The following is a 24,311-nucleotide window of genomic DNA, read 5'->3' on the forward strand; positions in this document are numbered from 1 at the left end:
GGTGCCTCGCGGTTCGCCAGTGGCCCGTGTCATCGGCGGAGGAGCCCGGACAGCAGTGCATCCACCTCCCCGACACGCATCCTGCGGGCGAGGACGAGGAAGACACCGAACAGCACCGGTCCGCCGGCGATCAGCGCCGTCAGTGAGCCGGTGGCGCCGTTCCCCATCACCCAGGTGATCCCTGCCGCCACGGCACCGCCGGCGCAGGCCGCCGGGACGGAGGCGCCGACGAGCCGTGCGTATGTCTTCGCCACCCGCGCGTCGTCCAGCTCTCCGCCGAGCCGGGTGCGCAGCCGACGCCAGGCGATGACCGTGCCGACGGCACAGGCGAGACCGTACGCGGCGGCCATGCCCGCCACAGCCCAGCGTGCGGGCAGGATCAGGAAGGCGAGCAGCGCCCCGGTGCTGTTGGCCACGGCCACGACGACCGTGTTGAAGAACGGGGTTCTGGTGTCGTCGTAGGCGTAGAAGCCACGCAGGACCACGTACTGCGCCGAGTAGGGGATCAGTCCCAGGCCGAAAGCCATGAGGACGATTCCGATGCCCCGCGCCTGGGCTTCACCCGTTCCCGCGTACAGCAGCGTGGCCATCGGCATGCCGAGCGCGAGAAACGCGAAGGCACAGGGGACCACCGCCACGGCCGAGGTCCGTAGGCCGTAGGAGACGTCCTCGCGGACGGCCGCGGTGTTCCCCTCCTGCGCGGAGCGGGCGAGCCGAGGCAGTACGGCGGTCATCACCGAGACCGTAATGACCGCCTGAGGCATCTGCCACAACAGCATCGCGTAGTTGTACGCGGTGATGCCGGTCGCCGAGTGGCCCTGCCTCTCGGCGATCGAGCCCGCCCATGTGGCGAGCTGGGTGACGGCGATGAGACCGAGCTGGTTGGCGAGGACGAAGAAGAACGTCCACTTCGCCAACCGCATGGCCCTACCGATGCCGTGGCCCTTCCAGTCGAAGCGGGGACGGATCGTGAGGCCCGCGGCGCGCACGTACGGGATCATCGCCAGGGCCTGAACGGTGAGGCCGAGCAGGGTGCCCACGCCGAGCAGCCGCACTCCACCCGGAGTGATGTCGGAAGGAGTCACGCCCGACGCCGTGTACCTGCCGAATACGTGGATGAAGGCGCCGAAGGTCGCGATGGTGACGATGTTGTTGAGGACTGGAGTCCACATCATCGCACCGAAGCGGCCCCGTGCGTTGAGGATCTGGCCGAGCACCACATGGACCCCCATGAAGAACATGGTGGGCAGGCAGTAGCGGGCGAAGGCCACGGCGACGTGCAGCTGTCGGGGGTCGGACGCGATCTGGGGTGACATCATCCGGACGAGCGCGGGAGCCGCGAGGACGCACACCGTGCTCACGCCCGCGAGCAGAACCACGACCAGGGTGATCAACCGGTTCGCGTAGGCGTCTCCGCCGTCCTCGTCGTTCTTCATGGACCGTACGAGTTGAGGAACGAAGACCGCGTTCAATGCGCCTCCGCCGACCAGAACGTAGACCATCGTCGGCAGGACATTGGCCACCTGATAAGTGTCGTTCAGGGAACCGGCCCCGATCGCCGCGCCCGTCACAATCGTTCTCAAGAAACCGGTGACACGGGACACAATGGTGCCGGCCGCCATGACCGCGCCGGATTTGAGCAGGCCCTCTGTGCGGCCCTGAAGCATAGCGAATAACTCCCGGACGTTTCGTGCGGAGGTAGCGGTGAAAGGCTTCGCCTCTGTTTCTGCGAGACGCTCGACCTCTAGGAAGATGCAGGTGAGATGGGGTTGGTTGCCTGCCAGGGCGGCCTTTTTCCGTGATGTTTAATGCCTCTAAGCATTGGATTGTCCGGATTTGACGCACCAAGATCGATCGAGTCGTGGCGAAGAAATATTTCCCTTGCCTTCGGCGGGATCACGTTCATAAGATCCCCGTCGGCGGCCCCGCCTCCGGGTCCGTGAAGAACAGTTGCCCATTCGCTTACTCGGTCCGACCAGCCGGGTTATTGGGTCATTACTCGAGGGGAATAGTTTTGAGGAAGAAAATTATGGGCGCCCTGGCGCCTGTTGTTCTCGCGGCCGGCGCCGTCATTCCGCTGTCGGCCACTCCGGCCGCCGCTGATCCGCCGTGTGCCGAGGACGTCTATCCGAAGAAGACGGGGGAGTTCACCTTCGAGGTCACCGTCACACTCAACCGGTGCGACCGACCGACGCGAGCCATGATCAAGTGCGCCGTCCCCTTCGGCGGGGGAGTCTCCAAGGGCAACACCGTCACCAGGGGCACGAGCAAGACACTCTGCTCGCGCAACACGGTGCCCGGTGACACCGGCTGGGAGGTCTACTACGGCGGTGCGTGGCACCCGCGCTGGATGTAGCCCGGCATGACGATGGGGGGTGTTCCCGGTCGCCGCGACCGGGAACACCCCCCATTGCGTACGGCTAGAGCACCTTGGACAGGAACGACTTGGTGCGCTCGTGCTGAGGGTTCGCCAGAACCTCGCGAGGGTGGCCCGATTCGACCACCACACCGTCGTCCATGAAGACCAGGCTGTCGCCGACCTCGCGGGCGAAGCCCATCTCGTGCGTGACCACGATCATCGTCATACCCGACTCCGCCAGGTCCCGCATGACGTCCAGGACCTCGCCCACCAGTTCCGGGTCGAGGGCCGACGTCGGCTCGTCGAAGAGCATCAGCTTCGGCTCCATCGCCAGCGCGCGGGCGATGGCGACGCGCTGCTGCTGGCCACCGGAGAGCTGGGCGGGGTAGTGGCTCTTGCGGTCGCCGAGGCCGACCCGGTCCAGCAGCCGCTCGGCGCGTTCCCGGGCGGCGGACTTGGACTCGCGCTTGACCTGCACGGGCGCTTCCATGACGTTTTCCACGGCTGTCATGTGCGGAAAGAGGTTGAAGCGCTGGAACACCATGCCGATGTCCCGCCGCTGCGCCGCGACTTCCTTCTCCTTCAGCTCGTAGAGCTTGTCGCCCTTCTGCCGGTAGCCGACCAGGTCGCCGTCGACGTACAGCCGGCCCGCGCTGATCTTCTCCAGGTGGTTGATGCAGCGCAGGAAGGTGGACTTGCCGGAGCCGGACGGGCCGATCAGGCAAGACACCTCGCGCGGGTTCACCTCCAGGTCGATGCCCTTGAGGATGTGCGCGAGCCCGAAGGACTTGTGCACGCCCTCGGCCTTGACCATGGGACGACCGCTCGACGACACGGCCATGTCCTTGACGAGATCGGTCACCGGGCCACCTCCGGTCGACGGAACGAGCCGAACATGCGCAGATACCGGCGAAGCCGCTGCAGAGGAGTCGGCGGGAGGTTGCGCGACGAGCCGCGGGCGTAGCGGCGCTCCAGGTAGTACTGGCCCACGCTGAAGACACTGGTGAGGATGAGGTACCAGATGGACGCCACGAAGTACATCTCGACGACCGCGAGCGAGGTGCTGGAGATGTCCTGTGCCCTCTTGATGAGTTCGTTGAACTGCACCGCGTAGGCGAGCGACGACGTCTTCAGCATGTTGATGAACTCGTTGCCCGTCGGCGGAACGATCACGCGCATCGCCTGCGGCAGGACGATACGGCGCAGCGTCCGGGACTGTGTCATGCCCAGCGCGTGCGACGCCTCGGTCTGCCCCAGGTCCACCGACTGGATGCCGGCGCGCACGATCTCGGCCATGTACGCGGCCTCGTTGAGGCCCAGGCCGAGCAGTGCCGCCAGGAACGGCGTCATCACCTGGTTCATCTCGTTCTTGTAGAACCCCAGATTGAGGATGGGGAACACGAGCGAGATGTTGTACCAGAGCAGGAGCTGCACCAGGACCGGGGTGCCGCGGAAGAACCAGACGTAGAACCAGGACACGGTGCTGGTGACCGGGTTCGACGACATCCGCATGACGGCGAGGATCACGCCCAGGACGAGACCGAGGAACATGGCGAGCACGGAGATGTACAGCGTGTGCCAGGCGCCGGAGAGGATCGTTCCGTCGGTGAGGTAGTCCGGGATGATCTGGTAGTTGATCTTTGCGTTCGAGAAGGCGATCCCGATCAGAACCAGGACGGCTATCACGATCGCGGCGGCGACGTAGCGGCCGTAGTGGCGCACCGGGATCGCCTTGATCTGCTCCGGCGGCACCATCGGCGCCGGAGCCTTGTCGAGAGTGTCAGTCACAGTGACTGCCTTTCAGTGTTGCATCAGGCAGGTCAGGAGCCGCCGTTGATCTTGGCCTCGGTCACCGCGCCGTCCACGACGTTCCACTTCTCCATGATCTTCTGGTACTCGCCGTTCTTGATGATCGCGTTCACGGCGGCCTGGAGAGCGTCGCGCAGCTGGGTGCTCTCCTTGCTGACGCCGATGCCGTAGGGGCCGGCCTCGATCTGGTCGCCGACGACCTCGAAGTCCTTGCCGCCGCCCGAGGTCTTCGCGTTGTAGGCCGCGACCGGGAAGTCGTTCAGGTCGGCGACGGACGCGCCCTGCTTCAGGCGGAGCAGCGCCTCGGGGTCGGTGTCGAAGGTCTGCAGGTTGATGGCCTTCTTGCCGTCCTTGGTGCACTTCTTGCTCTGCGCCTTGGCGATGCCCTCGGAGGTCGTGCCCTGCTGCAGCGCCACGACCTTGCCGCACAGGTCGTCCAGGGTCTTGATGCCCTTGGGGTTGCCCTTCTGGACCAGGATCGAGGTGCCGGCGGTGAAGTAGTCGACGAAGTCGATACCGTTGCCGATCTTCTTGCCGGTGTCCGAGTCGATGCCGTTCTGGCGGTCCTTCGTGTCGTTCATCGCCGACATGATCACGTTGAACCGCTTGGCCTGCAGGCCCACGATGAGCTGAGCGAACTTGCCGTTCTGGAAGTCGAAGCGGACACCCAGCTGCTTGCCGAGGGCGTCCGCGATGTCCGGGTCGATGCCGACGGCCTTGCCGTTCTCCATGTACTCGACCGGCGGGTAGGCGATGTCGGAGCCCACCTTGATGACGCCCGCCTTGCGGATGTCGGCGGGGAGCTTGCTCGCGAGCGGCGCGGACGACGAGGACGCCGACTCCGAGCTGCTGCTGCCCTTGTCGGTCTGGTCACCGCAGCCGGTGAGGATCAGGGTGCCTGCGACCGCGATCGCACCGACCGCGGCCAGACGGTGGTGCGCGGCGGTCGCACGACGGGTGGAGCTTGCGGTCATTTTGGGTTCCTCCGGCTGATGGGTGGAGTTGCCGATGGGTCGACGAGAACACACACCATCGGGTGTCGCGACCTCGTGGGGTTTACGGCATCTTGCCATTCGGACGGAGCCGTTCAGGGGGCTGGAGATGTCAAAATCGGATAACGGGTGACCCCCGAACCCGGCCAGGTCCGGACAAGATGACGGGACCATCTCCGGAAATCCGTCATTCCGGCCGGAAGATCTCCGGTGGATCTCAGGATGCGGACCCGCGCGACGAGGTGTTGATCACTGTTCGACCGGTCGTCGAGCGCCGGTCGATGGCCTGTTCCCTACATTTGGGGACGATTCTCGTCACCTAGATGTGACCTTCCGGCGCTGTGGTGTGACCTTGCACTTAATGGACTCGTCCTCGGCGGGTCCGTCCGGTAAGAAGGTTCTTTACACCCCTCATCCGGGGCTCGTGGCGCGTGTGCGGCGCGCCCGTCGCGTATGACCCGTACGCATCAACAGATCGGGGCATGCGCGGTCCCGCCCACTTCTCACCAGGAGTGGCCACCCTCAACCATTGAAGACTTAAGGGGTAAAACAAAGTGGCAGCGGAGATCGTCAATCCTCGCAGCGACAGCAATACGGACCAGGACGGAGGGGCGGAGCCCCTCGATTCCTTCGATCCGGCGTTCGCGCTGCACCGCGGCGGCAAGATGGCCGTGCAGGCCACCGTGCCCGTCCGTGACAAGGACGACCTGTCCCTCGCATACACACCCGGCGTGGCGCGCGTGTGCACCGCGATCGCCGAACAGCCGGAGCTGGTCCACGACTACACGTGGAAGTCGTCCGTGGTGGCCGTCGTCACCGACGGCACGGCCGTGCTCGGGCTCGGGGACATCGGCCCCGAGGCCTCCCTCCCGGTCATGGAGGGCAAGGCCATCCTGTTCAAGCAGTTCGGCGGCGTGGACGCCGTGCCGATCGCTCTGAACTGCACCGACGTGGACGAGATCGTCGAGACCGTGGTCCGGCTCGCGCCCTCCTTCGGTGGCGTCAACCTGGAGGACATCTCGGCACCCCGGTGCTTCGAGATCGAGCGCAAGCTCCAGGAGCGGGTCGACATCCCGGTCTTCCACGACGACCAGCACGGCACCGCGGTCGTGACGCTGGCGGCCCTCAGGAACGCCGCGCGGCTGACCGGCAAGGGCCTCGGCGATCTGCGGGCCGTCATCTCCGGCGCCGGCGCGGCCGGTGTCGCCATCGCCAGGATGCTGGTCGAGGCCGGCATCGGTGACGTCGCCGTGGCCGACCGCAAGGGCGTCGTGTCCGCCGACCGCGAGGACCTCACGCCGGTCAAGCGGGAGCTCGCGGGCTTCACCAACAAGGCCGGCATCACCGGTTCGCTGGAGGATGCCCTGGCGGGCGCGGACGTCTTCATCGGCGTCTCCGGCGGTACGGTCGCCGAGGAGGCCGTCGCCTCGATGGCCGAGGGCGCGTTCGTGTTCGCCATGGCCAACCCGAACCCGGAGATCCACCCCGACGTCGCGCACAAGTACGCCGCCGTCGTGGCCACCGGGCGGTCCGACTTCCCGAACCAGATCAACAACGTGCTGGCGTTCCCGGGCATCTTCGCGGGCGCGCTGCAGGTGCGGGCCTCCCGGATCACCGAGGGCATGAAGATCGCCGCCGCCGAGGCGCTGGCGGGCGTGGTCGGGGACGACCTCGCCGCGGACTACGTCATCCCGTCGCCGTTCGACGAGCGCGTCGCCCCGGCCGTCACGGCCGCGGTCGCGGCCGCGGCTCGCGCGGAGGGTGTCGCGCGGCGCTGACGTCCGTGCCACCGGCCGTCGCATCGGCCGAATGACCCCGTCCGGCAGGGCGGGGTCATTTCTTTACCCGGCTTTACCCGGCCGCTCGCCCGTGCGGGTGAAGGTGCCCGGGGTGCCCGCCCGGTGGGTGCAAGAGGGCATGTGTCACAGGGCCGCACGGTTCCGTCGGTTCGGGTCGCCGCCTATCGTCAAGGTCATGTTCGCCGTCTATGCCGCCCGAATCGACCGCGACCAGCCGCTGAGCGGCCTCGAACTCGGGGACCGCCCCGCCCCCGAGGCCCGGCCCGGCTGGAGCACCGTCAACGTCAGGGCCGCCTCCCTCAACCACCACGACCTCTGGTCGCTCCGGGGCGTGGGTCTGCCCGAGGAGCGACTGCCGATGATCCTCGGCTGTGACGCCGCCGGCGTCGACGAGGACGGCAACGAGGTCGTACTGCACTCGGTGATCGGTCAGAGCGGACACGGGGTCGGCCCCAGGGAGCCCCGTTCCATCCTCACCGAGCGTTACCAGGGGACCTTCGCCGAGCAGGTCGCCGTGCCGACCTGGAACGTGCTGCCCAAGCCCAAGGAGCTCTCCTTCGCGGAGGCCGCCTGTCTGCCGACCGCCTGGCTCACGGCGTACCGGATGCTCTTCACCAACGCGGGTGTCCGGCCCGGGGACTCCGTGCTGGTGCAGGGCGCCGGCGGTGGTGTCGCCACGGCCGCGATCGTGCTCGGCAAGGCCGCGGGGCTGCGGGTCTTCGCCACCAGCCGGGACGAGGCCAAGCGGAAGCGGGCCCTGGAGCTGGGGGCCGTGGAGGCGGTGGAGTCGGGGGCCCGGCTGCCGCAGCGGGTCGACGCCGTCATCGAGACCGTCGGCGCCGCCACCTGGTCGCACTCCATCAAGTCCCTGCGCCCCGGCGGCACGCTCGTCATCTCCGGTGCCACCAGCGGTGACCGTCCCTCGCACGCCGAACTCACCCGCGTCTTCTTCCTCGAACTCAAGGTCGTCGGCTCCACCATGGGCACCAAGGACGAACTGGAGGACCTGCTCTCCTTCTGCGCCGCCACCGGCGTCCGTCCCGTCATCGACGAGGTTCTGCCGATGGACCGCGCGCGTGAGGGCTTCGAGCGGATGGAGTCCGGCGAGCTGTTCGGGAAGGTCGTCCTCACCAACGACTGACGCCTCTGCCGTACTTCGTCCGTGCCTGCGGCCGACCCGTTCTCCGGGTCGGCCGTCCGCGTTTGTCAACCATGGTTGACGCGGGCGGATTGTCAACGTAGGTTGACGTCATGACCGAAGCAACGGATCTCGCCGAGCGGGCCGGTGACCGTGATCCACGGGTCGGACTGCGCGCCGTCGCCGCACTTCGCCGTCTGCTGGAGCAGTTGGAGGCGGTGCAGGTGCGCAGTGCGCGCAATCAGGGCTGGTCGTGGCAGGAGATCGCCGCGGAACTCGGCGTCAGCAGGCAGGCCGTGCACAAGAAGTACGGGAGGCATTGATGTTCGAACGGTTCACGAAGGACGCCCGTGCGGTGGTGCGGGGCGCGGTGGAACACGCGGAGCGGGCGGGGGCGGGCACGGTCGACGCCGAGCACCTCCTGCTCGCGCTGCTCGAACGGGAAGGCAGCCGGGCCTCTTTCTCGCTGGCCGCGCTGGGAGTGGCCGGTGAGGGCAGGCAGTCCGTACGGGACGCCGTGGCCGAGGGGCGGCGGCGCGCCGGACTCTCCCGGGCCGATGCCGACGCCCTCGCCGGGCTGGGCATCGACGTGTCGGAGATCGTCGCCCGCGTCGAGGAAGTGCACGGCGTGGGCGCCATGTCCGGTGACCGGGGAGACAAGGGCTGGTGGTCGGGCCGCCGTGGCTTCGGCCGCGAGGCCAAGAGCGTCCTCGAAAGGTCGCTGCGCACCGCGATCGCCCACGGCGACCGGCACATCGGTGACGAACACCTGCTGCTGGCCCTGACCACCGGCGGCGGTGTGGCGGCCGAGGCCCTCGCCGACCACGGGGTGACACATGAGTCGCTGACGCGGGTTCTGTACGGCGGGGGTGAGGGGCGGGCGAAGGCCGGCTGAGGGCGCCGAAGGTCGGCTGAGGGCGGCGAAGGTCGGCTGAGGGTGGCGAAGGTCGGCTGGCGGGAGGGTGGAGGCCGGCTGGCGGGAGGCCGGTGGTGGGGCCTTTCTCGTGTCCCGTCGTGAGGAGGGCCGCTTCCGCCGGCGGTGGCGCCGACGCCGGTGGCAGTGGCTGTGGCGGTGGCGTTCGCGGGGGAAGCAGCCCTCCGGTGCTCAGACCCTGGGCCCGCGCAGCATCGCCCCGATGTGGGCCGCCGCCGTCGACAAGTGGCGGCGGGCTTCGCGGAGTTGGTCCTCCGTGACCCCGTGGTCCCTGGCCGCGTCGCGGATGTCGTCGCGGAAGCGGTCCAGGAGGCGGTCGAGGTCACGGGACGGATCGCCGGTGGCGTCCTCGTGCGCCCAGGCGGGCTCGTAGTCGGCGGGGAAGTCCTCGGGCGTCTGCGAGTACTCCGGGCGGGGTGCCGAGGCGCCGGTGCCGTTCCGTCCGAACCCGAAGTCCTTCCCGAACTCCTTGCCGAAGTCCTTCCCGAAGTCCCCGAACTCCTTGGCCAGTTCGGTCAGGCCCTCGCGCACCCCCGTCGGCCAGTCGCCGCGCGCGAAGTGGTCCTGGACCTGCTCCTGCACGCGTCGGCCGATGCGCTGCAGCTCCTCCTGGGCCTGGGCCCGGGCCCGCTCCTGCGCCTCCTTGGCCTGACGCCTGGCCCGCTGGGCCTCCTCGCGGGCCCGCCGGCTCTCGTCCTTGGCCCGCCGGGCCTGCTCCTTCCACTCCTGCTTGACCCGCCGCATCTCCTCCTTGGCGGCGCGCCAGGCCTCCTTCTCGTCGTAGTCCCCGAAGTCCTGGGAGGACCCGTCACGCTCGCCGGGGCTCTTGGCGCCCCCACCCCGCCGGGCCTCCGTGGCCGCCGCCCGCATCTCGCGCCGCAGGTCGCCCGCGGCGCCGCGCACGTCGGCCCGGATCTCGGCGGCGAGTTCGGCGACCGACTCGCGGATCTCCAGTTCCAGGTCGGCCAGTTCGCCGGAGCGGTCGGCCAGTTCGGCGCGGCCCGCGTCCGTGATGGCGTACACCTTGCGGCCGCCCTCGGTGGTGTGGGTGACCAGGCCCTCGGCCTCCAGCTTGGCGAGGCGGGGGTAGACGGTGCCCGCCGACGGTGCGTACAGCCCCTGGAACCGCTCCTCCAGGAGCCGGATCACCTCGTAGCCGTGGCGCGGAGCCTCGTCCAGCAGCTTCAGCAGGTAGAGACGGAGGCGGCCGTGGGCGAAGACGGGGGGCATGTCAGAGCACCTTCTTGTCGGTCGTGCCGTCGGCCGGGGCGTCGCTGGCGCCGCCGCCCTGGCCGGAAACGGAATTGTCCCCCGAGCCGCCGTGCGGTCCGTCCGTCGGGTCGGTCCGCGGGGCGGTGTCCGACGGTGCGGAGCCGGTCCCCGTGTCACCGGGGGGCGCGTCCGACGGTGTCGCCTCGGTCCCCGCACCGCCCGGGGCCGGGTCCTCGACGACCGGGCCGATGTCCTCCGGATCGACGTCCCAGGGCTCGTCCTCGATCTGGGGCCGGCGAAGCAGGGCGATGGAGCCGGAGACCGTCGTCGCCTTGAGGCTGCCGCTGCCCGAGCCGAGCCGGCCGGTGATGCGCTTGGCGCCCCACTGGCCACTGACCCGCAGGTCCTCGAAGGCGTTGGAGACCGTCCCGCTCGCCGTGTTCGCCTCCACCCTCGCGTCCGCCGGGTGGGGCAGCCGGATGGCGATCTCGCCGGAGACGCTCGTGAGACTGATGTCGGTCGGCCGGCTCGCCGGGTCGAGGTCGACGATCATCGAGCCGCTCACCGAGTCCGCCTTGACCGACGAGCCCGCCTCGACGACCGTCAGGTCCCCGGAGACGGAGTTGAAGCGGAGGTCACCGCGCAGGGCTTGCGCCTCCACGTTTCCCGAGACGGTGTCGGCGCGCACCGGGCCGGTGAGCCCCACCAGGGTCGTGTCGCCGGTGACCCCCTTGACCTCTGTGCGCCCTTCCAGGCCGGAGACCACGGCCGCGGCGCCGACCACGCCGACCTCGAGGCGGGTGTCGGCCGGCACGGCCAGCGAGACCACGGCACTGCGCCGCCATCCCTTGCGGTCGAGCCACTTGAGGAACCCCTTCCAGGGCAGGTCCTCGTAGGCCACGGTGAGTGTGCCGTGCCGCTGGGTGACCACCAGGGGCGGGCCCTCGATGTCGGACAGCTCGAGGCGGGCGGAACCTTCGTCCGTGCCCACCACGTTCACCGTTCCGTTGACGATGCGTACGTGGAGCTCTCGCACGGGCTCGTCGAACGTGAGCTTCCGCGGCTCTGAGACGGACCACTCGGGCATGGTGCTGACCTCCCCGTCGCAACGCGCCATATCGCGTCTTCTTGATTTCACGATATATCGCGGGCACGGAAAGTCAAGACACTCTTTCCGGCGACGTCGCCCGTCCCGAAATCGACCCGGCGACGGAATCGTCCTAGTTTGTGACCATGTCGACGGACACTCCTCGCCGTGGTGCGGCCGCCGGAGCCCTGCTGCTCTGCCGGGCCGACCCTGATCCCGTCGCCTTCGCCGCCCGGCTGTTGCGCGAACCCATGCTGCTCGCCGGGGCCGGTGAGACCTGGAGCGTCCTCGTGCCCGAGGGCCGGCCCTGGCGGGACGGCGACGAACCCGTGGACCGGGTCCTGACCGGCTGGGCCACCGCCCTCGCCGTCGGCGCCCCGTGGCCCGTACTGGCTCTGTGGTGGGACGCCGACCGTTCCGGTTACACCCTCGCGTCCGGCTTCCGCCGCCCCGTCGGCTACGTCTGGCTCGCCAACGGCACGCCGGCCGGCGAGGGCGAGGCGATGCGCACCTTCGCGGCCCGCCTGGGCCTCGACCCGGTCCTGGACGTACAGGCCCTCGACGAACTCACCGAGCCCGACCCCGCCGTCGACGCCGCGGCCCGTCTGCGTGCCCTGCTCGCCGTCCTCACGCGCGCGGGGATCGCCCTGCCGGCCGGACTCGTCCCCGGCGAGTCCGCCGACCGCCTGCGCGAGGCCGCTCGGGAGCAGCGGGACACCCGTCCGGTGGAGTGGCCGGGATGGCGCGAGGCCGTACGGGCGGAGCTGGACGTCGCCGACAGCGGCGGCCGTCTGAGCCGGTGGCGCCCCTGGGCCGGCACACCCCAGTCCCGCGCCCTGGCCCTCGCCCAGGTGGCGGCCGGTGTCCCACTCGCCCTCCTCGGCGCCCGACGGCGCAGCGGCGGCTGGGCCGCGGCGGGGGCGCTCCTGCTGGCGCACGGGGTGCTGGGACTGGCGTACGAGGTGGTGCGACCGCGCGACTGACAGCGGCGGGACCGTGATCGCCGAGGGCCGCGTTCACGCCGAGCGCTGCGACACGGCGAGACGTCCGCCCGGACGCCTCCCGCCGGTGGACGCGGGCGCAGATCGCGGCCGTGGCGATGCCGACGGCGTTGATCGCGCAATGCGGCCGCATCGCCGAGGGCGCGGGCGCGCGGGCGAGGTCTGGACTCGCGGTCACCGGCCGGAACCCGGGTGCGAGCGGGCGTGAGAGTGGTGCCCCCGACATGTGGCTCACGGGCCGGGACGCGGGCGTGAGGGTGCCGCCCCGACATGCGGCTCACCGGCCGGTACCCGGGTGTGAGCGGGCGTGAGAGTGGTGCCCCCGACATGTGGCTCACGGGCCGGGACGCGGGCGTGAGGGTGCCGCCCCGACATGCGGCTCACCGGCCGGTACCCGGGTGTGAGCGGGCGTGAGGGTGCCGCCCCGACAGGCGCTCACCGGCCGGAACCCGAGCGCGAGCGGCATGAGGGCGCCGCCTCGGTACGCGGCTCACCGGCCGGGATACGGATGCGAGCGGGAATGAAGGCGCTGCCTCGGATCGCGGCCCGGCCGACGGACGTCCCGTAAGGCGGGCGGGCCGTAAAAGCCCCGTCCCGGCGTCGTAGCGCCGCAGGCCTACTCGTCGTCCTCGTCGTCCAGGCGGGCCAGCCACGTCGCCAGGCGTTCCACCGGGACCTCGAAGTCCGGGTTGAGGTCGACGAACGTCCGCAGCTGCTCGGCGAGCCACTCGAAGGTGACCTCCTCCTCGCCGCGCCGCTTCTCGAGCTCTTCGATGCCTCGGTCGGTGAAGTACACGGAACGCTCTCCTGGGACTGGGCCTGGGGCCTGGGTCGTACCCCTCCAGGTTATGCGCCCCCGGCGCGCTGCCCGTACCCATGCCCGTACCCATCGGTCCGCGCTGCCCGCACGCGCGTGTGCGGGCACGAAATCGGCCCCACCACCTCACACGAGGCGATGGGGCCGTTCCGTCGATCCGGTCGGTCGAGCCATGCTCAGAGGCTCACGCCTCGAAGACCTCCCGCACCAGCTGCTCCTGCTCGGCCTGGTGGCGCTTGGCGGAGCCGACCGCCGGGGACGAGGAGTGCGGGCGCGAGATGCGCCGCAGCCGCTCGCCGTGCGGGACGTCCGCGCCGACCGCCAGGTCCAGGTGGTCGATCAGGTTGAGGGCGATGAACGGCCAGGCACCCTGGTTCGCCGGCTCCTCCTGGGCCCACAGGTACTTCTCGGCGTTCGGGTACTTGGCGATCTCCGCCTGGAGCTCGGCACCCGGCAGCGGGTACAGGCGCTCGATGCGGATGATCGCGGTGTCCGTGATGCCGCGCTTCTGCCGCTCGGCCTCCAGGTCGTAGTACAGCTTTCCCGCGACGAAGACGACCTTGCGGACCGCGGCCGCGTCGACCGTGGAGTCGCCGATGACGGGTCGGAACTGACCCGAGGTGAACTCCTCCGTCTTCGACGCGGCGGCCTTCAGGCGCAGCATCGACTTCGGGGTGAAGACCACCAGCGGCTTGTGGTGCGGGTTGTGCACCTGCCAGCGGAGAAGGTGGAAGTAGTTCGACGGGAGCGTGGGCATGGCCACCGTCATGTTGTTCTGGGCGCACAGCTGGAGGAAGCGCTCGACGCGGGCCGAGGAGTGGTCCGGGCCCTGGCCCTCGTAGCCGTGGGGGAGCAGCAGCGTGACGCCGGAGGTCTGGCCCCACTTCTGCTCCGCCGCCGAGATGTACTCGTCGACCACCGTCTGCGCGCCGTTGACGAAGTCGCCGAACTGCGCCTCCCACATCACGAGCGCGTCGGGACGGGCGAGCGAGTAGCCGTACTCGAAGCCCATGACCGCGTACTCGGAGAGCAGGGAGTTGTAGACGTTGTAGCGGGCCTGCTCCTCGGCGAGGTACTGGAGCGGGGTGTGCTCCTCGCCCGTCTCGCGGTCGATGAGGACCGCGTGCCGCTGGCCGAAGGTGCCGCGCTGGGAGTCCTGGCCGGACAGGCGCACCGGGGTGCCCTCCAGCAGCAGGGAGCCGACGGCGAGGGTCTCGCCCATGCCCCAGTCGATCGTGCCGTCCTCGACCATCGACGCCCGGCGCTGCAGCTGCGGCAGCAGACGCGGGTGCACATGGAAGTAGTCCGGGATGTTGACCTGGGACTCGGCGATCCGCTTCACGGTCTCCGTGGAGATCGCGGTGTTCACGGCGACCGGGAACTCCGCCTGCGGGTCCGACACCGGGCCCGAAGTGGGCTGGGCGGTGATGGCCTCGCGGACCTCCGTGAAGACCTTCTCCAGCTGGCCCTGGTAGTCCTGCAGGGCCTGCTCGGCCTCTTCCAGGGTGATGTCGCCGCGACCGATCAGGGACTCGGTGTAGAGCTTGCGCACCGAGCGCTTCTTGTCGATCAGGTCGTACATCAGCGGCTGGGTGAAGGCCGGGTTGTCCGACTCGTTGTGACCGCGGCGGCGGTAGCAGATGAGGTCGATCACCACGTCCTTGTTGAACGCCTGGCGGAACTCGAAGGCCAGCCGCGCGACGCGGACCACGGCCTCCGGGTCGTCGCCGTTCACGTGGAAGATCGGGGCCTCGATCATGCGGGCCACGTCCGTCGCGTACATGGAGGAGCGCGAGGACTCGGGGGCCGCGGTGAAGCCGACCTGGTTGTTGATGACGATGTGGACCGTGCCGCCGGTGCGGTAGCCGCGCAGCTGCGACATGTTCAGGGTCTCGGCCACCACGCCCTGGCCCGCGAAGGCCGCGTCGCCGTGCAGCGCGATCGGCAGGACCGTGAAGTCCGTGCCGCCCTTGTTGATGATGTCCTGCTTGGCGCGGACGATGCCCTCGATGACCGGGTCGACCGTCTCCAGGTGGGAGGGGTTCGCGGCCAGCGAGACCTTGATCTGCTCGCCGTCCAGGCCGGTGAAGGTGCCCTGGGCGCCCAGGTGGTACTTCACGTCGCCGGAGCCGTGCATGGACTTCGGGTCGAGGTTGCCCTCGAACTCGCGGAAGATCTGCGCGTACGACTTGCCGACGATGTTGGCCAGGACGTTCAGGCGGCCGCGGTGGGCCATGCCGATGACGACCTCGTCCAGCCGGGACTCGGCCGCCGAGTCGAGGACCGCGTCCAGCAGCGGGATGACCGACTCGCCGCCCTCGAGGGAGAAGCGCTTCTGGCCGACGTACTTCGTCTGCAGGAAGGTCTCGAAGGCCTCCGCCGCGTTCAGCCGGCGCAGGATGCGCAGCTGCTCCTCGCGCTCCGGCTTGGCGTGCGGGCGCTCCACGCGGTCCTGGATCCACTTGCGCTGCTTGGGGTCCTGGATGTGCATGAACTCGATGCCCGTGGTGCGGCAGTACGAGTCGCGCAGCACGCCGAGGATGTCGCGCAGCTTCATCATCGACTTGCCGGCGAAGCCGCCGACGGCGAACTCGCGCTCCAGGTCCCACAGGGTGAGGCCGTGCTCGGTGATGTCCAGGTCGGGATGCTTGCGCTGGCGGTACTCCAGCGGGTCGGTGTCGGCCATGACGTGGCCGCGGACCCGGTAGGAGTGGATCAGCTCGAAGACGCGGGCGGCCTTGGTGACGTCGTCGTCGTGGCTGGCGTCGATGTCCTTGAGCCAGCGGACCGGCTCGTAGGGGATGCGCAGGGCCTCGAAGATCTCGTCGTAGAAGTTGTTCTCGCCGAGCAGGAGGTTGGCGACCTGGCGCAGGAACTCGCCGGACGCGGCGCCCTGGATCACCCGGTGGTCGTAGGTCGACGTGAGCGTCATGACCTTCGAGATGCCGAGCTTGTTCAGGGTGTCCTGGCTGGTGCCCTGGAACTCCGCCGGGTAGTCCATGGAGCCGACGCCCATGATCACCGACTGGCCGGGCATCAGCCGCGGCACGGAGTGGACGGTGCCGAGGCCGCCGGGGTTGGTCAGGGAGACCGTCACGCCGGTGAAGTCGTCCATCGTCAGCTTGCCGTCGCGGGCGCGGCGGACAATGTCCTCGTAGGCCTGCCAGAACTCGAAGAAGTTCAGCGTCTCGGCCCTCTTGATGGCCGCGACGACGAGCTGCCGGTCGCCGTTGGGCTTCACCAGGTCGATGGCCAGGCCGAGGTTGACGTGCGCCGGCTTGATCAGGGTCGGCTTGCCGTCCTTCTCGCCGAACGCGTAGTTCATCGACGGCATGGCCTTGATGGCCTGCACCATCGCGTAGCCGATCAGGTGCGTGAAGGAGATCTTCCCGCCCCGGGCGCGCTTGAGGTGGTTGTTGATGACGATGCGGTTGTCGAACAGCAGCTTCACCGGGACCGCGCGCACGGACGTGGCCGTGGGCAGCTCCAGCGAGGCGTTCATGTTCTTCGCGACGGCGGCGGCGGGGCCGCGCAGCGTCACCAGCTCCGGGCCGTCGGGGGCCTGGGCGGCGGGCTCGGCCTTCGCGGCGGGCCTGGCGGCGGCGGGCTTGGCCGCGGCGGGCGCCGGGGCGGCAGCGGCCGGCTTTGCGGGGGCCGGGGCGGCGGCAGCGGGCCTGGGCTGCGCGGGGGCGGCCTGGGCCGGCGCGGGAACGGAGGCGGCGGCCGGAGCCGCGGCGGGCGCCGCAGGGGCTGCCGGCGCTGGAGTCTGCGGGGCAGCCGTCGCCGGAGCCGAGGCGGCCGCGCCCGGCTTGTAGTCGGCGAAGAAGTCCCACCAGGCTCGGTCTACCGAGTTCGGGTCCTGGAGGTACTGCTGATAGATCTCGTCGACGAGCCACTCATTGGGACCGAACGCGGCCGCGGGGTTCTTCCCGGCTTGGTCGGTGTCGGTCGAGATGCTCGAGTTACTGGGGGACTGTGGCGACACGGCGGCAACCGCCCTCTTCCGCTTCACAAGGTGATGGACAGCGGGAATAAAGGCTACGCCCCCTCGGGCGGGTAGGTCAGGCCGAGCAAGGTCATCGTCGTGTAAGTCACATCGGAAACCGTGTTTCGGGCGTGGAAATGGCGGGAAACAAGCGTGGTTCCGCTTCTGGTGCGACTTCCCGCGGGTGCGCCGATCAAGCCCTGCAGACGCCGTCTGTGGGCGTGTTCCTGATCACACGTGTCAGTCAGCGGGTCCGGCCCGGCGACACAGATGGATCTTGAGGCTCCGGTTCGGACTTTACGTCAACTTTGAACGGATGTCTCTCCCGGAAGGGTGACGAGAATCCGGCAGCCACGCTCGGATTCAGCCACTCCGATCCGGCCTCCGTGGAGATCGACGGCCCAGCGGGCGATCGCGAGCCCCAGGCCCGTACCGCCGTCTCCGCCCTGGCCGTTGGACGAGCCCGCGCCACCGCGGTTGAAGCGCTCGAAGACGCGGTGCCACTCCGAGCGCGGGATGCCGGGGCCCTCGTCGAGCACCTCCAGCTCCAGCGACTCCGGCAGCGCGCCGCGTCGGGCCTTCACCGTCACCCGGCCGTGCGCGGGGCTGTGCTTGACCGCGTTGTCGATGAGGTTCGCCACGACCTGGTGGATGCGCTCGGGGTCCGCGTGCGCGGTCAGCTCCGGCGGGGAGACGTCGAGGTGCAGATGGACGTCCGTGCGCGTGCTGCTGCCGGAGCCGGAGGCGATGCCCGCGCGCGCCGGCACGGCCATGTTGGCCTCCTTCAGTACGCCCGACAGATACGGCCACACCTCGAAGCGCCGCTGCCGGAGCGGTACGACGCCGTTGTCCAGCCGGGACAGGTCCAGCAGCGTCTCCACGAGCCGGCCCAGCCGCTCGGTCTGCTTCAGTGCCGTGCGCATGGTCTCGGGGTCGGCGGTGGTGACGCCGTCCACGATGTTCTCCAGCACGGCGCGCAGCCCCGCGATCGGCGTGCGCAGCTCGTGCGAGACGTTCGCCACCAGCTCCTTGCGCTGACGGTCCTGGGCCTCCAGGTCGTCGGCCATGCGGTTGATCGTCTGCGCGAGGTTGCCCAGCTCGTCGCGCCGGTTCTCCCGCACCCGGCGCGTGTAGTCGCCGTGCGAGATGCTGCCGGCCACCGCGTTCATGTCGTCCAGCGGCGCGGTGAGCGAATGCGCCACGAACTGCGTTATCAGCAGTGTGGCGATCATCGAGAAGACCGTGATGAAGCGCAGCTCCGTCGCCGTGCGCATCGCGATCATCATCAGGCCGGTGGTGATGAGCACCGCGATGACGACGAGCGCGCCCAGCTTCGTCTTGATCGAGAACGGGCGCAGGCCGCCCCAGGGCTCCGGCTGCTCCCCGGGGCCTCTCCGCGCGGACGGACCGCCGCTCATGGCGTCGGGGTCTCCAGCGCGTAGCCCACACCGTGCACGGTGCGGATCCGCTCGGCGCCGATCTTCCGGCGCAGCGCCTTGATGTGGCTGTCGACGGTGCGCGTGCCGGAGGCGTCCGCCCAGTCCCACACCTCGGCCAGCAGCTGCTCACGGGAGAGCACCGCGCGCGGGGTGTTGGCCAGGCACACCAGCAGGTCGAACTCGGTGGGCGTGAGGTGGACGTCCTCACTCCTGACCCGCACCCGGCGCTGCGCGTGGTCGATCTCCAGCTCGCCCAGGCGCAGGATGCCGCTTCTCGGCGTCGCGGCGGCCAGCGCGGCCCGCTCCACGCGCCGCAGCAGGACGTGCACGCGCGCGGCCAGCTCCCGCATCGAGAACGGCTTGGTCATGTAGTCGTCGGCGCCGACGCCGAGCCCGACCAGCATGTCGGTCTCGTCGTCGCGCGCGGTGAGCATCAGCACCGGCACCGGACGGGCGGCCTGCACACGGCGGCAGACCTCCAGGCCGTCGAAGCCGGGCAGCATGATGTCGAGGATCAGCAGATCGGGCTGCCAGGCCTCGGCGGTGTCGACGGCGGCCGGGCCGTCACCCGCGGTCTGCACGAGGAATCCCTCGGCGCGCAGGCGGGCCGCGATGGCGTCGACGATGGTCGGGTCGTCCTCGACCACCAGCACCCGGCGCTGTGCGCCAGGAGTCGCCGTCGTGCCGTTGTGGGATGTGTGGGTCTGCTCCATCGCCCGCCCCTGAGTTGCTTTCCGGAATGCGTGGGGTCATTCCTTCTGACTGGCTCATGCCTGCGCATGCTTGCGATTGACGCTTGAATGATCCGCGTCAGGGAAGCAGGGTACGGGGAGTAACCGCGCTTCGGCTATCCAGGTCGGACGGCGAGGTGCACCGCGTCCGGAACGCCCCGGGCAACCGGGATCTCTTCGGTACGCACCCGTTGGAACCCGGCATTCCGCAGTGTTCCTTCAAATTCCGGAGAGGGCCGCGCGGACCACACCGCGAGTACGCCGCCGGGTTTCAACACCCTTGCGCAGCTTGCGAGTCCGGCCGGCGAGTACAGCCCGTCGTTGCCGTCGGTGACAGTCCAGTCCGGACCGTTGTCGATGTCCAGGCAGAGGGCGTCGTAAGTGGCGGATGTCTCACGGAGGTATTCGACGAGATCCGCCTCCACGACGGTGGTGCGGGGATCGGCCATGGCCCGGCCGGAGATTTCCGAAAGGGGCCCGTGAAGGTGCCAGTCGACGACGGCGGGTTCCCGTTCCACGACGGTGACGGCGCCCCAGCGCGGGTTCGCCGCTGCGTGTGCGAGCGAGAAGCCGACGCCCAGGCCTCCGATCAGCACGGCGGGGTCCGGTCGGTCGTCCAGTTCGGCGAGCGCCACGTCGACGAGCAGGCGCTCCGAGCGCCCGTCCGAGGTGTCCATCAGGAAGCACCCGTTGGCGATGATCTGCAGCAACTCCCCGTGCCGGCGCAGCGCGACCTCCCCGTAGGGGCCCTCGCGACGGTCGAGCACAACTGGCGTGTCGTAGGCGGCGGTCATGGTCCCATCCTGCACGAACCCGGAACGGGGGTGCGGGGAATCGCAGGGGTGACGGGCGCGGGGACCGCCGCACTCCCTGCCCGCCGGCCGCCCGTGCACGGTCCGCCCTCGCGCGCCCCGCGGTGGGTGCCTACGCTCGAGACAGCGACGGATCGGCGAGATCGGCGGGGCTGTATGGCCGCGGAATACCCGTTCGTGGGACGCGAGGGCGTGCTGGGTGAGCTGCGCGCGGCCCTGCGGGCCGCCGCGGCCGGCCGGGGCGGGCTGGTGACGCTGGCCGGGCCGGCGGGCGCCGGCAAGACCCGTACGGCCGAGGAGGCCGCCGCGCACGCCGAGGGCTTCCGCACGCTGTGGACGTGGTGCCCGCCGCAGACCGTCGGGCGCGCCTTCCGGCCCTGGACGCGGCTGCTGCGCGAGCTGGTCGCCGACGACGTGGCCTGCGGCCGGCTGGTCACCGGGTCCCCGCCGTTGCGGGCACTGGTGTCCGGGGCCGGCCCCGGCGCCCTGCGCGGCGCGGACCCGGAGGCGGCCCGCCTGCGCCTGACCGCCGACGTGGCCGAGCTCCTCTCCACTGCCGCCCGGCGCCGGCCTCTCCTCCTCGTCCTGGACGACGCCCACGCCGCCGACGCGTCCTCCCTGCGCCTGCTCCTGGAGACGGCCGACACCGCCCGTACGATGCCGCTCCTGCTGTTGGCGACGGCTCGCGACGAGGAGGCGGCCTGGCAGGAGGGCGGTGGCGGGTCGGGCCGGGCTCGGGTGCGGGCGCAACTGGTGCGCCGGGGGCGCGTGTTGGCGCTCGGGCCGTTGCCCGAGAAGGACGTGGCGAGGCTCGTCGAGGCGGCGACCGGGGCGGTGCCGGAGTCGGAGGCGGTGCGGTCCCTGGTACGGCGTACCGGCGGGGAGGCGTTCTTCGTCACCGAGCTGCTGCGGAACGGGAGTTGGAGCGGCGGGGCGGTGGACGGGGAGGGCACCGGGAACTTCCCGGGTGCCGTGCGGGCCGCCGTACGGGAGCGGTTGGCCGACCTCACCCCACGGGCCGCGCGCCTGCTGGACGTGGCCGCCGTGCTCGGCACCCGGTTCCGGCTGGACGTGCTGGCCGAGGCCGCGGAGATGCCGTTGCCGGAAGCGCGGTCGCTGCTGGGCGAGGCCGCCGGGGCCGGCCTGCTGGCGGAGGTGGGCCCCCACCGGGCCGGGTTCCGCCACGACCTCCTCCGGGACGCCGTGTACGACGCCCTCGCCCCCGCCGATCGCGCCGTCCTCCACCACACCGCCGCGGAGGTCCTGGCCGGTTACGCCCGCCGCGGCCGCGACACCGGCCCCGCGGAGGTCGCCCACCACCTGTTCCTCGCCGGCCCCGAACACGCGACGCAAGCGGCGCGGTACGCCTGCGAGGCGGCCGCCCGAGCCGAGGCCCTGTCCGCCTTCGAGGACGCGGCCCACTGGTACGAACGCGCGGTGGCCGCCTGGACGGCCTGCGCCGAGCCGACCGCCACCGACTCCGGGGGGCAGGATGAGCGGGCCGCCCGCGCGTCCAGGGGGCGGGATGAGTGGGCCGCCCGCGCGTCCGGTGGCCGTGGCGATTCGGCCGGTCCCGTGTCGGGTGGCCGTGGCGATTCGGCAGCCCCGGTTTCGGGTGGTCGTGCGGAGCCGGGTGGTCCTGTGTCGGGTGGTCGTGGCGATTCGGCAGCGCCGGTTTCGGGTGGTCGTGCGGAGGCGGCCGGCCCTGCGTCCGGGGGCCGGGCCGAGCGGGCCGCCGCAGTGTCGGGTGGTCGTGCGGAGCCGGGTGGTCCTGTGTCGGGTGGTCGTGGCGATTCGGCAGCGCCGGTTTCGGGTGGTCGTGCGGAGGCGGCCGGCCCTGCGTCCGGGGGCCGGGCCGAGCGGGCCGCCGCAGTGTCGGGTGGTCGTGCGGAGCCGGGTGGTCCTGTGTCGGGTGGCCGTGGCGATTCGGCAGCCCCGGTGTCGGGTGGTCGTGCGGAGCGGGCCGCCTCTGTGTCGAGTGGCCGTGGGGGGCGGTCCGCCCCTGCGTCCGGTGGCCCTGCCGAGTCGGCCGTCCCTGTGTCTGGTGGCCGAGCTGAGTCGGCGGCCACTGTGTCCGGTGGTCGTGCGGAGTCGGCCACCCGTGTGTCCGGGGACGGTGCGGAGCGGTCCGCCTCCGTGCCCGGGAGGCGAGCGGAGCGGTCCGCCCCTGGGTCCGGTGGCCCTGCCGAGTCGGCCGCGCCGGTGTCCGGTGGCCGGGGCGAGTCGGCCGCCACCGCGTCGGATGGCCGGGCCGAGCGGGCCGCTCCGCTGTCCGGTGGCCGGGCCGAGCGCGCAGACGCAGGGCCTCCCGGTCGTGCCGAGCTTGTCGAGATGTTGCTCGGGCTCGGGGCCGCGTGGCTCGGGGCGGGGGAGCGGGAGGCTGCTCGGGGGGCGCTGCTCAGGGCCGCCGGGATGGCGCGGGAAGTCGGGCGTCCGGATCTGCTGGCGCGGGCGGCGCTGGGGCTCGGTACCGGTCCCGTCGGGTTCGAGGTCGACCTGGACGACCGCCCGCAGGTGGACCTGCTGACGGAGGCGAGGGACGCCCTCGGCACCGGAAGCTCTCCGTCAGCCGGCACCTTCACCGCCCTCCACGCCGCCGTCACCGCTCGGCTCTCGCTCGCCGCCGGGCTCGTCGAGTCGCCGGGGCGACGCCTTGCCCTCGCCGAAGAAGCAGTCCGCACCGCCCGCGCGGCCGGTGACCCGGCCACCCTCGCCGCGGCCCTGGCCGCCCTGTGCGACGCCCGGCCCGGCCCCGACCACTGCCGGGACCGGCTCGACTGGTCCGCGCGGATCGTGGCCACCGCCCGCGACCTGCGCGACCCGGCCCTCGAACTCCTCGGCCGACGGCTGCGGTCGGTCGCCCTGATGGAGACCGGCGCGTTCGCCGAGGCCGATGAGGAGGCGGCGGCGTACGAGGCGGTCGTACGACCGTTGCGGCGCCCCCTGTACGCCTGGTACGTGCCACTGTGGCGCGGCGCGCGGGCGCTGATGGAAGGCCGGTACGAGGACTGCGCGAGCGAACTCGACGAGGTCGAGCGGCTGGGCCGCAGGGCCGGCAGCGCGAACGCCGGACTGCTCGCCGTCACCCAGCGCTGGTGCCTGTATGCCGAGACGGGCGACCGCGCCGGGCTGGAACGCGTCCGGGCCGAGGCGACCGTGCTCGACCGCTCCCCGATGCTGTGGCCGCGCGTCACGCTCGCGCTCCTGGCCGCCCAGTCCGGGCGCCCGGAAGAGGCCGCGCGCCGCCTGTCGGCCGTGGCGCCCCGGCTCGGCGGCGCGCCCCGGGACAGCGAGTGGCTGCCGATGGTGGCGCAGGCCGCGGAGACGGTGGCCGCCGTGGGCCCCCACCCCGCCGCTCCCGGCCTGTACGACCTCCTCGCCCCGTATGCCGGCCTGTTCGTGGTGGAGGGCATCGGCGCGGCGATAAGAGGTCCCGTCGAGAGGCATCTGGCGCTGCTGGCAGCGGCCGTGGGCGACCAGGACCGGGCCCGCACGCACCGGACGGCGGCCCTGCGGGCGGCCGAGGCGGTCGGCGCGGTCGCACTCGTCGACCGGATCTCGCGCGAGACGGCACAACCGCCCACGGCCGCCCCGCCCGCCCCGGGCACCGCCCTCTTCCACCACGAAGGTCCCCTCTGGCACCTCCGCTACGCCGGCCGTGAGGTGCGTGTCCCCGACAGCAAGGGCCTGCACGACCTGGCCGTCCTCCTCTCCCGCCCCGGCACCCCCGTGCCCGCCGTCGAGCTGGCGTCACCCGGGCCCGCAGGCACCCTCGGCGGGGACGCCACCGGCCTTCACCCCCAGGGCGACACCGGTGAGGCCGTCGACGCCGTCGCCCGGGCCGCGTACCGCCGTCGGCTGCGGGAGCTGGAGGAGGACGCGCGGGACGCCGATGCCGCGGGGGACGCGGTGCGTTCGGAGCGGATCGCCGTCGAGCGGGACGCCCTCGTCGGGCAGCTCGCCTCCGCGTACGGGATCGGGGGCCGCGTCCGACGTACCGGTTCCCCGGCCGAACGCGCCCGCACGGCCGTCACCGCCCGCATCCGGGCCGCGGTGGAGCGGATCGCCACCGTCCATCCCGAGCTCGGCCGCCATCTGCGCACGGCCGTGCGCACCGGCACCCTCTGCGTCTACCGGCCGGAACAGCCGCCGGCCTGGCGGCTGTGAGCCCCCGCCTCACATCGTGCCGCCCGATC

18 protein-coding genes are annotated in these 24,311 nt (G+C 71.0%); 7 read left to right on the top strand and 11 right to left on the bottom strand.

Annotated elements, in window-relative coordinates; genetic code table 11:
* Positions 1–29: 29 nt before the first annotated feature.
* Complete coding sequence (gene murJ, locus FBY22_RS03425; RefSeq protein ID WP_399211427.1) at positions 30–1,784, bottom strand: murein biosynthesis integral membrane protein MurJ; 1,755 nt, start codon at positions 1,782–1,784, stop codon at positions 30–32.
* Between the two features lie 245 nt (positions 1,785–2,029).
* On the opposite strand from murJ, the gene FBY22_RS03430 reads away from it, so the two are divergent.
* The gene (locus tag FBY22_RS03430) at positions 2,030–2,356 is read left to right on the top strand and encodes a hypothetical protein (RefSeq protein WP_142142415.1); all 327 of its coding nucleotides are present in this window, start codon (positions 2,030–2,032) and stop codon (positions 2,354–2,356) included.
* A 64-nt stretch (positions 2,357–2,420) separates the two neighbouring features.
* Here FBY22_RS03430 and FBY22_RS03435 read toward each other — a convergent pair whose 3' ends face one another.
* The 3 genes from FBY22_RS03435 to FBY22_RS03445 are packed head-to-tail and all read right to left on the bottom strand — an operon-like array spanning position 2,421 to position 5,142.
* On the bottom strand, positions 2,421–3,173 hold the full coding sequence (locus FBY22_RS03435) for an amino acid ABC transporter ATP-binding protein (protein WP_142147324.1): 753 nt from the start codon (positions 3,171–3,173) through the stop codon (positions 2,421–2,423).
* Between the two features lie 44 nt (positions 3,174–3,217).
* Positions 3,218–4,147 carry an amino acid ABC transporter permease gene (locus tag FBY22_RS03440; protein WP_399210427.1) on the bottom strand — a complete coding sequence of 310 codons (930 nt, stop codon included), beginning with the start codon at positions 4,145–4,147 and terminating at the stop codon, positions 3,218–3,220.
* A gap of 32 nt (positions 4,148–4,179) precedes the next feature.
* On the bottom strand, positions 4,180–5,142 hold the full coding sequence (locus tag FBY22_RS03445) for an ABC transporter substrate-binding protein (protein ID WP_142142416.1): 963 nt from the start codon (positions 5,140–5,142) through the stop codon (positions 4,180–4,182).
* 572 nt (positions 5,143–5,714) lie between these two features.
* On the opposite strand from FBY22_RS03445, the gene FBY22_RS03455 reads away from it, so the two are divergent.
* From FBY22_RS03455 to FBY22_RS03470, 4 genes are all read left to right on the top strand, one after another.
* Positions 5,715–6,938: an NADP-dependent malic enzyme gene (locus FBY22_RS03455; protein ID WP_142142417.1), complete on the top strand. Its 1,224-nt coding sequence runs from the start codon at positions 5,715–5,717 to the stop codon at positions 6,936–6,938.
* A gap of 196 nt (positions 6,939–7,134) precedes the next feature.
* Positions 7,135–8,100, top strand: coding sequence for a zinc-binding dehydrogenase (locus FBY22_RS03460; protein WP_142142418.1), 966 nt, complete (start codon positions 7,135–7,137; stop codon positions 8,098–8,100).
* Between the two features lie 110 nt (positions 8,101–8,210).
* Positions 8,211–8,420 carry a helix-turn-helix domain-containing protein gene (locus FBY22_RS03465; protein WP_016437953.1) on the top strand — a complete coding sequence of 70 codons (210 nt, stop codon included), beginning with the start codon at positions 8,211–8,213 and terminating at the stop codon, positions 8,418–8,420.
* Positions 8,420–8,992, top strand: coding sequence for a Clp protease N-terminal domain-containing protein (locus FBY22_RS03470; RefSeq protein WP_142142419.1), 573 nt, complete (start codon positions 8,420–8,422; stop codon positions 8,990–8,992). Before FBY22_RS03465 ends, FBY22_RS03470 begins: the two co-directional genes overlap by 1 nt.
* A gap of 210 nt (positions 8,993–9,202) precedes the next feature.
* On the opposite strand, the gene FBY22_RS03475 is transcribed toward FBY22_RS03470, so the two are convergent.
* Together FBY22_RS03475 and FBY22_RS03480 are read right to left on the bottom strand one after the other, a co-directional pair.
* Complete coding sequence (locus FBY22_RS03475) at positions 9,203–10,261, bottom strand: PadR family transcriptional regulator (RefSeq protein WP_142142420.1); 1,059 nt, start codon at positions 10,259–10,261, stop codon at positions 9,203–9,205.
* Between the two features lies 1 nt (position 10,262).
* A complete protein-coding gene (locus FBY22_RS03480; protein ID WP_160159854.1) occupies positions 10,263–11,330 on the bottom strand; it encodes a DUF4097 family beta strand repeat-containing protein in 1,068 nt (355 codons plus the stop codon).
* A 146-nt stretch (positions 11,331–11,476) separates the two neighbouring features.
* Here FBY22_RS03480 and FBY22_RS03485 point away from each other — a divergent pair, with 146 nt between their 5' ends.
* Positions 11,477–12,313 (top strand): hypothetical protein, encoded by an 837-nt coding sequence (locus tag FBY22_RS03485; RefSeq protein ID WP_142142422.1) that lies wholly within the window; start codon positions 11,477–11,479, stop codon positions 12,311–12,313.
* A gap of 634 nt (positions 12,314–12,947) precedes the next feature.
* Here the strand turns inward: FBY22_RS03485 and FBY22_RS03490 are convergent.
* The 5 genes from FBY22_RS03490 to FBY22_RS03510 all read right to left on the bottom strand — a co-directional run bounded on the left by FBY22_RS03490 (position 12,948) and on the right by FBY22_RS03510 (position 20,097).
* A complete protein-coding gene (locus FBY22_RS03490; protein ID WP_003992906.1) occupies positions 12,948–13,127 on the bottom strand; it encodes a DUF6104 family protein in 180 nt (59 codons plus the stop codon).
* Between the two features lie 205 nt (positions 13,128–13,332).
* The gene (locus FBY22_RS03495) at positions 13,333–17,133 is read right to left on the bottom strand and encodes a multifunctional oxoglutarate decarboxylase/oxoglutarate dehydrogenase thiamine pyrophosphate-binding subunit/dihydrolipoyllysine-residue succinyltransferase subunit (RefSeq protein WP_142142423.1); all 3,801 of its coding nucleotides are present in this window, start codon (positions 17,131–17,133) and stop codon (positions 13,333–13,335) included.
* A gap of 302 nt (positions 17,134–17,435) precedes the next feature.
* Positions 17,436–18,551, bottom strand: a complete 1,116-nt coding sequence (locus tag FBY22_RS03500; RefSeq protein WP_142142424.1) for an ATP-binding protein — start codon at positions 18,549–18,551, stop codon at positions 17,436–17,438.
* A complete protein-coding gene (locus FBY22_RS03505) occupies positions 18,548–19,285 on the bottom strand; it encodes a response regulator transcription factor (protein ID WP_058923261.1) in 738 nt (245 codons plus the stop codon). Before FBY22_RS03505 ends, FBY22_RS03500 begins: the two co-directional genes overlap by 4 nt.
* Positions 19,286–19,419: 134 nt before the next feature.
* Positions 19,420–20,097 (bottom strand): spermidine synthase, encoded by a 678-nt coding sequence (locus tag FBY22_RS03510; RefSeq protein WP_142142425.1) that lies wholly within the window; start codon positions 20,095–20,097, stop codon positions 19,420–19,422.
* 174 nt (positions 20,098–20,271) lie between these two features.
* Between FBY22_RS03510 and FBY22_RS44400 the strand changes: the two genes are divergently transcribed.
* Complete coding sequence (locus FBY22_RS44400; RefSeq protein ID WP_142142426.1) at positions 20,272–24,282, top strand: AAA family ATPase; 4,011 nt, start codon at positions 20,272–20,274, stop codon at positions 24,280–24,282.
* Positions 24,283–24,311: the final 29 nt, after the last annotated feature.

The organism is Streptomyces sp. SLBN-31 (assembly GCF_006715395.1).
Classification (GTDB): Bacteria; Actinomycetota; Actinomycetes; order Streptomycetales; family Streptomycetaceae; genus Streptomyces.

What these genes read in the sequence shown, in the direction of transcription:
- FBY22_RS03430 (WP_142142415.1), top strand. Translation starts at nt 2,030, where the DNA reads ATGGGCGCCCTGGCGCCTGTTGTTCTCGCGGCCGGCGCCGTCATTCCG.
- FBY22_RS03435 (WP_142147324.1), bottom strand. Translation starts at nt 3,173, where the DNA reads ATGGTCAAGGCCGAGGGCGTGCACAAGTCCTTCGGGCTCGCGCACATC.
- FBY22_RS03445 (WP_142142416.1), bottom strand. Translation starts at nt 5,142, where the DNA reads ATGACCGCAAGCTCCACCCGTCGTGCGACCGCCGCGCACCACCGTCTG.
- FBY22_RS03460 (WP_142142418.1), top strand. Translation starts at nt 7,135, where the DNA reads ATGTTCGCCGTCTATGCCGCCCGAATCGACCGCGACCAGCCGCTGAGC.
- FBY22_RS03465 (WP_016437953.1), top strand. Translation starts at nt 8,211, where the DNA reads ATGACCGAAGCAACGGATCTCGCCGAGCGGGCCGGTGACCGTGATCCA.
- FBY22_RS03470 (WP_142142419.1), top strand. Translation starts at nt 8,420, where the DNA reads ATGTTCGAACGGTTCACGAAGGACGCCCGTGCGGTGGTGCGGGGCGCG.
- FBY22_RS03475 (WP_142142420.1), bottom strand. Translation starts at nt 10,261, where the DNA reads ATGCCCCCCGTCTTCGCCCACGGCCGCCTCCGTCTCTACCTGCTGAAG.
- FBY22_RS03480 (WP_160159854.1), bottom strand. Translation starts at nt 11,330, where the DNA reads ATGCCCGAGTGGTCCGTCTCAGAGCCGCGGAAGCTCACGTTCGACGAG.
- FBY22_RS03485 (WP_142142422.1), top strand. Translation starts at nt 11,477, where the DNA reads ATGTCGACGGACACTCCTCGCCGTGGTGCGGCCGCCGGAGCCCTGCTG.
- FBY22_RS03500 (WP_142142424.1), bottom strand. Translation starts at nt 18,551, where the DNA reads ATGAGCGGCGGTCCGTCCGCGCGGAGAGGCCCCGGGGAGCAGCCGGAG.
- FBY22_RS03505 (WP_058923261.1), bottom strand. Translation starts at nt 19,285, where the DNA reads ATGGAGCAGACCCACACATCCCACAACGGCACGACGGCGACTCCTGGC.
- FBY22_RS03510 (WP_142142425.1), bottom strand. Translation starts at nt 20,097, where the DNA reads ATGACCGCCGCCTACGACACGCCAGTTGTGCTCGACCGTCGCGAGGGC.
- FBY22_RS44400 (WP_142142426.1), top strand. Translation starts at nt 20,272, where the DNA reads ATGGCCGCGGAATACCCGTTCGTGGGACGCGAGGGCGTGCTGGGTGAG.